Raw genomic sequence first — 11,925 nt, forward strand, 5'->3', positions numbered from 1 at the left:
GGCAACAAGAAAATGGGCACCGCACGAAGTTTTTTGCTTCATGCAGTGCCCCACTATCGTCAATCTGTCTTATTCCACAGCATTCAGCACATAGAGACGTGAGTCAAAGTCCGTCGTCAGGCCGTCCTCGGGATGCGGCTCGCCCGTCGTCCCGTCCGTCGTAATCAGCCCGTAGTGCATCAGCTCGTCACCGTAGCAGCGCGCGCCGCTGCGGCTGTCCTCATAGAGGGTGTCCGGCAACAGTCCCGCAAGGCGCACGCGCGCAAAGCGGTCATTCACGCGGTTCAGCGTGCGGTACCAGCCGACAATCGCCGTCTTTTGATCGCCGCTCACGCACATCCACGCCATAACATTGTGCTCGAATGGGCTCTGCAGGCGGTAGAACGTGCCAAACTGGAAGATCTCACGATACTTCTTCATAAAGGCGATCTCGTCCTTGACCTCGGCGAGCTCCTCCGCGCTGAGCTTGCCTAGGTCAAGCTCGTAGCCGAATGTACCAAAGTACGCCGTGTTCGCACGCGTGTGGAGCGGCGTCACGCGGTTCACCTGATGGTTCGGCACGACCGAGACGTGGCTGCCCATGCTGCTCAGCGGATAGCACATCGACGTGCCGTACTGGATCTTCTGCCGCTCGACGGCATCCGAGTTGTCGCTCGTCCATGCCTGCGGCGCGTAGTAGAGCATCCCGGGGTCGAAGCGGTTGCCGCCCGACGCACAGGACTCGAAGAGCACGTGCGGGAACGCCGTCGTCAGCCGCTCATAGAGATCGTACAGTCCGAGAATATAGCGGTGGAACACCTCGCCCTGCCGTGCGGCAGGCAGCGCGTGCGACCAGCACTCCGTAATGCTGCGGTTCATATCCCATTTTACGTAGGAGACCTTGCCGCTCGCGAGAATCGCCGCCATCTGCGCATAGATATTATCGACGACATCCTGCCGGGAGAAATCAAGCACGCACTGCGAGCGTCCGAGTGATTTTCTCCGCCCCGGGACGGAGAGCACCCAGTCGGGATGTGCACGGTAGAGATCGGAGTCCTCATTGACCATCTCGAGCTCGACCCAAATGCCGAACTTCATGCCGCGCGCCTCAATCTTCTCCGCGAGCCCGTCAATCCCGTTCGGCAGACGGTCGGGGTTTACCGTCCAGTCACCGAGCCCCGCATGATCCGACGTGCGCGCACCGAACCAGCCGTCATCGAGCACGAAGAGCTCAACGCCGCACTTCGCCGCCACATCCGCAATCGCGAGCAGCTTCTCCTCCGTAAAGTCGAAGTAGGTCGCCTCCCAGTTGTTGATGAGGATGGGGCGTACCTTGTCACGCCATGTGCCGCGTGCCAACCGCCGCTGGTAGAGGCGGTGATACGTGCGGCTCATGCCGTTCAGCCCCTCGTCCGACCAGACGAGCACCGCCTCCGGCGTCTGGAATGTCTCGCCCGTGGCGAGTATCCAGTCAAAATCCGTGCTGTGAATGCCCGCCTGCAGACGCGTCACGCCGTGGTTGTCCACCTCGGCAAGCATCTCGAAGTTGCCGCTGTAGACGAGGCTCACGGCGAGCACCTCGCCCTGCATCTCCGTCGTCTCGGGGCGCACGAGAGCGACGAAGGGATTGTACTGCCCCGAGGAGTGTCCGCGGCGGCTGCCAATCGCCGTAATGCCCGTGGCGAGCGCGCGCCGCTCCACGTGGCGCTCACGCGCCCACGCCCCTGTCAGCTCCAGCCACTCATAGTCCGTATCGGGCAGGTCAATCGAGAGACTCATCACCTTCTGCAGGTGCAGCATCTCCATCCCCGCATTGTGGCAGCGCATACTGCGCGCAATCGCGTTCCCCTCGGCAAAGATCGTGTAGAGGAGCTCCACGCACAGCCCCGTCGGCACATCCTCCAGCGTGATGATGAGTGTCTTCGCCTCGCTTGGCGACTCCACATAGGTGGCGGGCAGCCCCGCAAGCTTCGGCTTGCCGTCCTCCACGCGCCAGTCCTTGAACTGCAGATCGAGAATGCGGCTGCCGTTCTCCTGCAGCACATTCAGCGCAGGACGGCGAAAATCCGACGAGCCGTAGGTCGGCAGCTCCTGTCGGATCGCATCGAGCGAGTAGTCGCGGCTGTCCGCAAAGACACACGCCGACATCCCGCGATGCGCACGCTCAAAGAGATGCTCAAAGCCCTCGCGGTCGCGGAGTGCCGCACCGAAGTAAAGGCTCCCGAGCCCGCCGTGCGGCAGTACCATGAAGATATAGCTGATCGAATCATTGAAGAGATGAAAGACTCTGCCCTGCTCATGATAGATGATATTCATGTATATCCCCCCTTCGATTGTGTGATGAAATTGCTATGCAAGGCGGCCGAACCTCTGCAGCCCCATATCTTCCTCTACGTGAACCCCCGTCGTCTCACGCTCCACCACGGTGTTTGCGCGTACAATATTCTCCGCCGTTCCTTCCTCGATCCGCTTCCGCATGAGGCGTGCCGCCTCCCGCCCAAGATCGCCCATGTGCTGATCGATGGTCGTGAGCTGCGGTGCCGTGTACCTGCTGAGCGCCGTGTTGTCATAGCCGATCACCGAGATGTCCTGCGGAACGCGCCGTCCCATACGCTGACAGGCGTTGACCGCCCCCATCGCCATGAGGTCGTTGCAGCAGAAAATCGCTGTTGGTGCAAAATCAAGCATCTGATCCATGAGGATGAACATGGTGTTCTCGACCGTCTCAATGCGATTGCCGTCGCCGATGCTGACGATATCCTCCGCATGGAACATCCCCCGCTCCTGCATAACGGCACGGTAGACGTCCTCCTTCACACGATAGGAATCGCTGTTCTCGCCTCGGACAAAGAGAATGCGCTCGTGCCCGTAGCGAAATAGATGTTCGAGTGCCGCACGGGCGCCGCCGCGCTGATCGCTCGTCACATGCGATATGCCCGGAATTTCCCGCGCGCTGTTGATAAAGACCATGGGAAGCCGCGCCGCCGTCGTCTCGTAGAACTCCGTCGCTGCCGTCTCCGTGTTCGGGCTGACGACGATCACCCCTGAGACATTGCGCGTGATGAAGTCCCGCACGCACGCCTCCTCGCGCCGGGGATCGTTCTGTGCGCAGGCGAGCAGCAGCGAGTAGGAACTCTGCCGCAGATGCTCCTCCACCCCGTCCAGCACCTCGGCAAAGAACATATTGTCAAAGCCCGGTACGACGACGCCGATGCTCGAGGAACGCTGCGTGTTCAGCTCGCGTGCTTGCAGATTCGGTACATACTCCAGTTTCTTGATGGCGTTCTCCACCTTGAACCGCGTCTTTTCACGCACGGGATAGTTCCCGTTCACGACGCGCGAAACCGTCGCGACAGACACGCCCGACTCCTTCGCCACATCAACGATCGTCGCCTTCATTCTCTCTTCCCCCTGTATCATTGTCATGCGATACTCCTAAGCAAACCCTAGTGAAGCAAACGGGGGAAGTACACGTTCTGCCCCCTGCGGATTTCTTTCGTTCAAGCGAAGCGCGTTTAAGAAGTCCGCAGGTATTTAGGCAGATAAGTGTACGACCGTTTGCGTAACGAGGTGTTTGCGAGGAGTACGCAGACATCTACACGCCCGCTATGCTTTCAATCCAGCGGTCGAACGCCGCCATTCCTGCCGCGTCACGCTTGAACACACCTGCGTGCGTGAGCACCTCCAGGAACACCTTTCCAATCTCGTCGCGCAGAATCCCATCGACATTTCCCTCCGTGACCGTCGTATGCGCCGCACGTACCGAGCGATACCAGTCCGCATGCTTTTCGATGTCCGCGATTCCCGCGATGTCCGCCGCTCCCCGCAGCAGCTCCGCACGGATCTGCTCCATCTCCGATTTGAGACGCGCGGGCAGGATCGCCAGCCCCAGCACTTCGATCAGGCCGATGTTCTCCTTCTTGATGTGATGCACCTCGGCGTGCGGGTGAAAGAGCCCGAGCGGATGCTCTGCCGTCGTCCGATTGTTGCGGAACACGAGATCAAACTCAAAGTCCTCGCCGCGCCGCCGCGCAATCGGGGTAATCGTATTGTGCGGCGTGCCGTCCGTCTCCGCGAGAATCTCCACCGACGCATCGCTGTAGACGCGCCATGCCGCGAGGATCTTCTCTGCGAGGTCGATGAGCGCATCTGCATCCGGCGAGGTGAGCCGCAGGGTCGACATCGGCCACTTGACGCGCCCCGCACGCACCGTCGGATAGTTCTTGAACGCATACTCCTTCTCCGTCGCCGCACACTCCATCGCAAACGTATAGCGTCCACCCTGATAGTGGTCATGCGAGAGGATCGAGCCGCCGACAATCGGAAGGTCTGCATTTGACCCCGCGAAATAGTGCGGGAAGATCTCAAGAAACGCCGCCAGATTCTCGAACGTCTCGCGCGAAATCACCATTGGCACATGGTCGCCGTTCAGGATGATGCAATGCTCGTTGTAGTAGGTATAGGGCGAGTACTGGAGAAACCACGACGCTCCGCACAGATCGAGCGGAATGAGGCGGTGCGTCTCGCGCGCAGGATGGTTCGCCCGTCCTGCATAGCCCTCGTTCTCACGACAGAGCAGGCATTTCGGATAGGAGGAAGCCTTCGCAAGTTTCGCCTTTGCGATGTCGCGTGGATCCTTCTCGGGCTTCGAGAGGTTGATCGTCACATCGAGATCACCGTACTCCGTCGCCGTCTTCCACGCGATGTTCCGATCAATGCGCGTCTTGCGGATGTAGTTCGATGCAATGCTCAGACGGTAGTACCAGTCCGTTGCCTCCTGCGGCGATGCCGCATAATGCGCGCGGAACTCCCGCACGACCTCCGAGGGACGCGGCATCACACAGTCCATGATGCGCGTATCGAACAGGTCGCGCTCGTTCACCGTATTTTCGATCAAGCCGCGTGCTGCCGCATCGTCAAGCATCTCCTCGAGCACGGGCGTCGCCGTCTCGAGCGTCTCATCGACGGCGTGCGGCACATACTCCTCCACGCCGAGCACGTCGATCAGGCGGTTCGCGGCGTACACCTCATCGTCAGGGGCGATCAGCCCCTTTTGCCGCGCAAAATGCAGGAGACGGCTGATGCTGCGCTGTATGTCACTCATGGCAGTCCTCCCTCAGTCCCCATAGCCGTTCGGATGCTTCTCATGCCACGTCCACGCCGTGCCGATGACCTGCTCCACGTCTGTAAACTGCGGATTCCAGCCGAGCACCGTGCGTGCCTTCTCGCTCGATGCGATCAGCTGTGCCGGATCGCCCGCGCGGCGTGCACCGATCTCCACCTTGATCGAGCGTCCCGTCGCCTTCTGCGCGGCGGCGATCATCTCCTTGACCGAGAATCCCTGCCCGTTGCCGAGGTTGAAGATATTGCTCTCGCCGCCCTGCCGCAGATAGTCCAGCGCACGCACATGTGCATCCGCAAGATCGATCACGTGGATGTAGTCACGCAGGCACGTTCCGTCGGGCGTCGGATAGTCCTCGCCAAAGACCGTGATATGGTCGCGCTTTCCGAGCGGCACCTGCAGGATGAGCGGGATGAGATGCGTCTCCGTCGCGTGATCCTCACCGATCGAGCCGTCGGGGAGCGCCCCCGCCGCATTGAAGTAGCGCAGGGAGACATAGCGCACACCGTTCGCACGGCTGACCCACTTCATCATCTTCTCCATCGTGAGCTTTGTCTCTCCGTACGGATTCGTCGGGTGCGTCTCGTCGTCCTCGTGAATGGGAACGCGCTTCGGCTCGCCGTAGACGGCCGCCGTCGAGGAAAAGACAATCTTGTCGATGCCATGGCGCACCATCGCCTCGAGGAGCACCTGCATCCCGTAGACATTGTTGTTGAAATAGAGCAGGGGCTTTTCGACACTCTCCCCCACGAGGGAGTTCGCCGCAAAATGGATGACTGCCTCGATCTTGTTCTCCGTGAAAATCTTATCAAGCACCGCCGCATCGCGAATATCGCCCTCATAGAACGTGGCCGCAGGGTTCAGCGCCCCACGGTGCCCCGTCTGGAGATTGTCCACGATCACGACCTGCTCGCCCTTTTCCACCAGTGCATGAACGGCATGAGAGCCGATGTATCCTGCGCCGCCGCAGACCAAAATAGCCATGTATATCCTTCCCCTTTCTTATGAGAGACGGCGTGCGCCGTCCGCGATATTTGCCACATAGAAACTCGGTGCATAGCCGATCTTTGCCGTATAGGCATCGCCCACATTCTTCTCAAATGCGGGAATGGCCGCGTCGCGCACGATGCTGACCGTGCATCCTGCAAATCCGCCGCCCGTCATGCGCGAGCCGAGGACGCCGTCCTGCTGCCATGCGAGCTCCGCGAGTGTATCGAGCTCAGGGCCCGTCACCTCGTAGTCGTCACGCAGGGAGACGTGGGACGCATTCATCAGTTCACCGAAACGCTTCACATCGTTCGCCTCGAGTGCCTTCACCGCCTCCAGCGTGCGGTTGTTCTCGTAGACAGCATGGCGTGCGCGCCGACGCTCGACGGGATCGGGGATTGCCGATGCAATGGCATCGAACTCCGCATTCGTCAGCTCGCCGAGTGACTTGATCGCCTTCACCTTCTGCAGCGCCTTGAGTGCCGCCTCGCTCTGCATCCGACGCTCGTTGTACGCCGAGGTGACAAGGCTGTGCGCCTTGTTTGTATTCGTGATGACAATGCTGCAGCCCTTGAGATCGAGCTTGCTGTAACGATATTCAAGGGTATTGCAGTCGAGAAGGATTGCACAATCCTTCTTCCCCATTCCAACCGCGAACTGATCCATGATGCCGCAGTTCATGCCGACGAATTCATTCTCTGCCTTCTGCGAGAACTTCACCAGTTCCACCATATCAATGCCGAGGTTCAGCTCATCGTTCAGGATGACCGCCATCAGCACCTCGATGGATGCCGAGGAGGAGAGTCCCGCACCGTTCGGCAGATTGCCGTAGAACAGAATGTCAAAACCGTGCGCCGCTGCGTGTCCCGCATCCTCCATCATGCGCACAACACCGATGGGGTAGTTCGCCCAGCCATAGGCATCCGTCTTCACCGCACCGTGCATGGGGAACTCCACCACGCCCTGCTCCGGCAGATTCATCGAGTAGAGCCGCGACACACCGTCCGTGCGCGGTGCAACGAGCGCATACGTCCCGAGGGAGATCGCACAGGGGAAGACGTGCCCTCCATTGTAGTCCGTGTGCTCACCGATGAGATTCACGCGTCCCGGCGAGAAATACGCATGCGTCTGTGCCGCACCGAATTTCTCCCGAAAGACTTCCTGCATTTCATCCAATATCTTCATATCAGCGTCCTCCATTTATTATCATTTCGCCAAAGGTCGTTAGATTCCCTGCATCGTAAAGCGCAGATGCCGCGCTGCATTCGGACGTGTATACTCCGTGAGGACAGGAGCGCCCCAGCTGTCGTCGCCGCCGACGCCGCACATCCCCGCCGATGCACGCAGATAGGTGTGCGCGCTGCGCGGCAGATCGTATGCGTGACGCGCATTCTCAAGCTCGTGCGGGCTATAGGGCAGCGCCGACGCCTCCATGGGCTCTGCCCCCGTGAGGCGCAGCCCGTGTCCGCTGCGGTCGCGCAGTTCGATCCAGCGCACACCGCAATGATTGCCCGTTTCCTGTGGGCGCAGATACGGCTCGACCTCCTCTGCCGCCGTGCTCTCGTAGATGCCGAGACGCGCACCGCGATGGCGGTCGGCGTAGTTCTCCTTCGGGCCATAGCCGTAGTAGCGGATGCGGTCATAGTCCGCCGCGAGCGTAAAGAGCATCGCAAAATCCGGCAGCGCGGGCATCCCGTCCGTCGGTTCGTAGTCCAGTGCGACATCCACCGCGCCCGCAGCGTCCACCGTATACGTGACCGTGCAATGGGCGGCGGGCTGTGCCGCGAGTGCATAGGTAAAGCGCACGGTAACGCGCGCGGCACGCCGCTCGCCTGTTCCCGTCTTACCAAAATAGCCGTCAATGACGGTGAGCGGCGCATCGTCCGTGCTCCACGCGATCTGCGTGCAGCGGCGGTAGAGACTCGCGAGCTTCCACTGCGCCGTATCCGCCGGCGCACCGCAGCCGTAGTCGTTATCCGTCGGCGCACGCCAGAAACTCGGCTGCGGCAGTTCCTCGATCAGCTCGCGCCCGCCATAGCGGTAGGAGACGAGATTTCCCTGCGCACTCGAGAACATGAGGGAAAAGCCCGCCCCCTGCACGCCGAGGTTGATGTCGCTCACGACGATGCGCAGATCTCCGCAGGCGCCAAGCGGCACGCAGTATGGTGCGGCATCACAGCTCTCGAGAACATCCAAGAGGCGCGTTGCCGCTCCTTCGGGCGGTACGACGACCGCCTGTCCAAAGGCAATCTCATAGCCGACAGGTGCCCACAGCTCCTCATACCTCAGGCAGAGCGACGCCGTCAGCACATACTCCCCTGCGCCGAGATACGGCATCTTGGAGAATGCCATATCAATGAACTTCGTCTCTCCGGGCGCCACGGAATGTCCCAGCTGCCGCGTCTCCCAGACCTTTCGCCCGTCGAGGAGGAGCGTCATCCGCAGCTCATAGAGAGCCGCATCGGAGAAGAGGCTCTTGTTCTCGATCTCCACCCCGTTCCATGCAGGGCGCAGGGTGAAGTCCTGATAGTTATACTTCACCTCCTGCAGCTTCGCCGTCGCTCGGCGGTCGGCAAAGAAAATGCCGTTGCCGCTGAAATTGTAGTCCGACGGACGGTCGCCAAAGTCGCCGCCGTAGAGGAATACCTCCTCCCCATCGCGTCCGCGCCGACGGATCGCCTGATCGCCGAAGTCCCAGATAAAGCCGCCCTGATAGAGCGGCTCGCGCTCTGCCAGCTCCGTGTACTTGTGCATGCCGCCGCAGCTGTTGCCCATCGCATGCGTGTACTCACACGCGATAAAAGGCTTGTCCCGATGCTTCTTCAGAAAGGCCTCGATGTCCGCCGCCTTCGTATACATCTGGCTCTCCATATCGCTCGACATCGGATAGCTGCGATCCCAGAAAATCCCCTCGTAGTGCACGAGTCGCGTGGGGTCAGCACGGCGGAAGTACGCGCTCATCTCGTAGATATTGCGCCCGCCGCAGGACTCGTTGCCGCACGACCAGATCAGGATGCACGGATGGTTCTTGTCGCGCTCGTACATCGACTGTGCACGGTCGAGCACGGCGGGCAGCCACTCCTCATGATCGCCCGGCAGACTGTTCGCATCCTTTTCGCACGCGCCGTTCCTCATCCACGAGCCATGCGTCTCGAGATTCGTCTCGTCGATCACATAGAAGCCGTAAAGATCCGCGAGCTCATAGAGGCGGCTGCTGTTCGGGTAATGTGACGTGCGGATCGCGTTGACATTGGCACGCTTCAGCGCGATGAGATCCTGCTCAAAGAGCGCAGGATCCATCGCCCGCCCATGGTCGCAGTCGAACTCGTGACGGTTGACGCCCTTGAACACAATGCGCTTCCCGTTGATCTGCATCAGTCCGTCGCGCAGGCAGAACTCACGGAAGCCAACGCGTATGCGTACGACCTCCTGCAGCGTCCCCGCCGCGTCGCGCACACGAATCAGAAGATGATAGAGGAAAGGATACTCTGCGCTCCACAGGTGCACACAGAAGGGCTCTCCCGAAATCGTATGCGTCTTTGCGAAGATGCACGCCTCATCCTCCCATATACAGTCCCCATCCTCGTCGCAGAGCAGGATCTCGACGTTCTTCTCTGCCGCATCACCGAACGTGAGGTGCACATCAAGCTGTCCGTCCGTGTATCCGTCCCGTTCCATCGGCATTGCACGGACAGCGACATCCTCGATGTGGTGCTGCGGCTTTGTATAGAGCGTGACATCACGGTAGATCCCCGAGAACCGCCAGAAGTCCTGATCCTCCAGCCAGCTCGCGCTCGCGTAGCGGAACACCATCGCCGCCAGCTTATTTTCGCCTGACACGAGATACGGCGTCAGATCGAAGTCCGACGGCGTGCAGCTGTCCTCGCTGTAGCCGACAAAATGTCCGTTGAGATAAAGGGCGAGTGCCGCATCGACACCGGCAAAGGAGATGAACACATTGTCCCAGCCCTCGGGTACGGCGAAGTACTTCACATAGCAGCCGACGGGGTTCTCCCGCGTCGGAATCTCCCCCGGCACGATGCTCTCGTGCCCGTCCCACGGATACGTCGTATTCGTATAGTGTGGGACGCCATGCCCCTCCATCTGGATGTGCGCGGGCACATGGATCGTCTCCCAGTCATGGCAGTCGTAGTCCGCTGCCGTAAAGCCCTGCGGGATGGCGTCGATGTTCCGTGCATAGGCGAACTGCCAGACACCGCCAAGCGCACGTTCAAAGGACGATACACCGCGCGCGAGCTCTGTCTCATCGCGGTAAAAACGATGATCGCTGTGGGCGGGCAGACGATTCTCCGCGAAATAACGCGGGTCGCTCAGTTTGCTGAAATCAAAGCTCATCAGAAACCTCCATTTGGCAAAGAAAGCGGCCGCAAACGACCGCTTCCCATCCTATTACTGATTCATCTCATGCCACTTGTCTTCGAGCTCCTCGACAATGCGTGCGTGCTCCGCCTCCGTCAGCGTCACCTTCGCGCGGTAGATCACCGTACCGATCAGGATGAGCATAAACGGAGCCGCAAACATCACGAGTTTGAAGTTGAAAAGGTTCTCCGGCGTAATCGTCGCCGCCGTCGCACCGCTCGTCATGCCGACCCAGATCGCCGTGATGCCGATGAGGCCACCCGTGACGGCGCCCGCAAGTTTATCCACCAGCGGACGCACGCAGAGGACAAGTGCCTCGTCACGATGTCCGAGCTTCAGCTGACCGTATTCCACCGTATCCGTGATCGTCATGAGCACGACGAGGAAGATCAGCGGCTGCGGGAGGGCGAAGAGACCGGCCGCAAAGAGCGTCATGATGACGCTCGTCCCCGCAAGCGCATAGAGGATGATGCCGATCAACATCACCGAAACCGAGCCGAAGAAAAGCCGCCGACGGCTGAACTTCATCGTAAGCGTCGGGAAGAGTGCCACGGCGAGCAGTCCAATGATAACATTGATCACGCCGAGGAACGAGAACTGCTTCGCGTCGCCGAGCACATAGATAAAGTAATAGAGGTTGAAATTATTGATGACATTCTGCCCAAGAACAAAAACAAGATACGCAATCGCCACCCAGAGCAGCTGATCATTCTTCAGCAGGATGGAGAACACATCCTTGAACGACGTCTCCGTCTTGTTCTCGCGCAGGGCGGAGGTCTCCTCCTTCGTCCCGAGGCCGAGGATCACCGCGCCGAGCGTTGCAATGCCGCCGCCGATCACGGCAAAGGCGAACCAGCCCGTCCCGTCGCCTGCACCGCCGTTTTCATTCAGCGAGAAATAGAGGACGACGGGCATGACAATCGCCGTAATCATCTGCGCGCCGAACACCGAGCCGATACGTGCATACGTCGCCGTGATCTCGCGCTCATGCGAGTCAAACGAGAGCGCGGGGATCATCGACCAGATCGCAACATCCTTTGCCGAGTAGAACACGTCCATGATGAGATAGATGAGAGCAAAGAGCACGAGGTAGAGCATCGGGTTCGACACCGTCAGGCCGCCCATATCCGTGAAGAGAATCGCGAGCGAGATCGCCGCAACGAATGCACCGACGAGCACCCACGGCTTGAACTTGCCCCAGCGCGTCTTGGTCTTATCAATCGTATTGCCGATAAAGGGATCAATGAACAGCTCGGCGATACGCAGAACGAGGATGATCGTCGTCACAATGCCGATCATATAGGCATCGTGCTCATGGTTGTCGGAGTGGAACAGATTGCTCGTGACGAAAATCATGAAGTACGTCGCCAGCATCATGTAGAACACATCGTGCCCGAACGTACCGCAGGCATAGGCGATGCGTGACCAGAACTTGCTCTTCGGAGATGCCATAAGAG

The 11,925-nt window shown here is 59.9% G+C and carries 7 protein-coding genes; all 7 read right to left on the reverse strand.

The annotated features are described in order from the left end of the window. Positions 1-69: 69 nt before the first annotated feature. The 7 genes from HMPREF9166_RS05135 to HMPREF9166_RS05165 all read right to left on the reverse strand — a co-directional run bounded on the left by HMPREF9166_RS05135 (position 70) and on the right by HMPREF9166_RS05165 (position 11,920). A complete protein-coding gene (locus HMPREF9166_RS05135; protein WP_009443001.1) occupies positions 70-2,295 on the reverse strand; it encodes an alpha-galactosidase in 2,226 nt (741 codons plus the stop codon). A 33-nt stretch (positions 2,296-2,328) separates the two neighbouring features. Further along, positions 2,329-3,378 (reverse strand): LacI family DNA-binding transcriptional regulator, encoded by a 1,050-nt coding sequence (locus HMPREF9166_RS05140; RefSeq protein ID WP_039981066.1) that lies wholly within the window; start codon positions 3,376-3,378, stop codon positions 2,329-2,331. 196 nt (positions 3,379-3,574) lie between these two features. Further along, on the reverse strand, positions 3,575-5,083 hold the full coding sequence (locus HMPREF9166_RS05145) for a UDP-glucose--hexose-1-phosphate uridylyltransferase (protein WP_009443004.1): 1,509 nt from the start codon (positions 5,081-5,083) through the stop codon (positions 3,575-3,577). A 12-nt stretch (positions 5,084-5,095) separates the two neighbouring features. Beyond that, positions 5,096-6,085, reverse strand: a complete 990-nt coding sequence (gene galE, locus HMPREF9166_RS05150) for a UDP-glucose 4-epimerase GalE (protein ID WP_009443006.1) — start codon at positions 6,083-6,085, stop codon at positions 5,096-5,098. An 18-nt stretch (positions 6,086-6,103) separates the two neighbouring features. Further along, a complete protein-coding gene (locus HMPREF9166_RS05155) occupies positions 6,104-7,273 on the reverse strand; it encodes a galactokinase (RefSeq protein ID WP_039981067.1) in 1,170 nt (389 codons plus the stop codon). A gap of 39 nt (positions 7,274-7,312) precedes the next feature. Further along, entirely contained in the window at positions 7,313-10,444 is a 3,132-nt protein-coding gene (locus tag HMPREF9166_RS05160; RefSeq protein ID WP_009443008.1) for a glycoside hydrolase family 2 TIM barrel-domain containing protein, read from the reverse strand. A 54-nt stretch (positions 10,445-10,498) separates the two neighbouring features. Then, positions 10,499-11,920, reverse strand: a complete 1,422-nt coding sequence (locus tag HMPREF9166_RS05165; RefSeq protein ID WP_009443009.1) for a glycoside-pentoside-hexuronide (GPH):cation symporter — start codon at positions 11,918-11,920, stop codon at positions 10,499-10,501. Positions 11,921-11,925: the final 5 nt, after the last annotated feature.

The organism is Selenomonas sp. oral taxon 149 str. 67H29BP (assembly GCF_000146365.1).
Taxonomy (GTDB): Bacteria; Bacillota; Negativicutes; order Selenomonadales; family Selenomonadaceae; genus Centipeda; species Centipeda felix.

Bases quoted from the DNA above. Each gene is read 5' to 3' on its own strand.
- HMPREF9166_RS05135 (WP_009443001.1), bottom strand. From the start codon at position 2,295: ATGAATATCATCTATCATGAGCAGGGCAGAGTCTTTCATCTCTTCAAT.
- HMPREF9166_RS05165 (WP_009443009.1), bottom strand. From the start codon at position 11,920: ATGGCATCTCCGAAGAGCAAGTTCTGGTCACGCATCGCCTATGCCTGC.
- HMPREF9166_RS05160 (WP_009443008.1), bottom strand. From the start codon at position 10,444: ATGAGCTTTGATTTCAGCAAACTGAGCGACCCGCGTTATTTCGCGGAG.
- galE (WP_009443006.1), bottom strand. From the start codon at position 6,085: ATGGCTATTTTGGTCTGCGGCGGCGCAGGATACATCGGCTCTCATGCC.
- HMPREF9166_RS05155 (WP_039981067.1), bottom strand. From the start codon at position 7,273: ATGAAGATATTGGATGAAATGCAGGAAGTCTTTCGGGAGAAATTCGGT.
- HMPREF9166_RS05145 (WP_009443004.1), bottom strand. From the start codon at position 5,083: ATGAGTGACATACAGCGCAGCATCAGCCGTCTCCTGCATTTTGCGCGG.
- HMPREF9166_RS05140 (WP_039981066.1), bottom strand. From the start codon at position 3,378: ATGAAGGCGACGATCGTTGATGTGGCGAAGGAGTCGGGCGTGTCTGTC.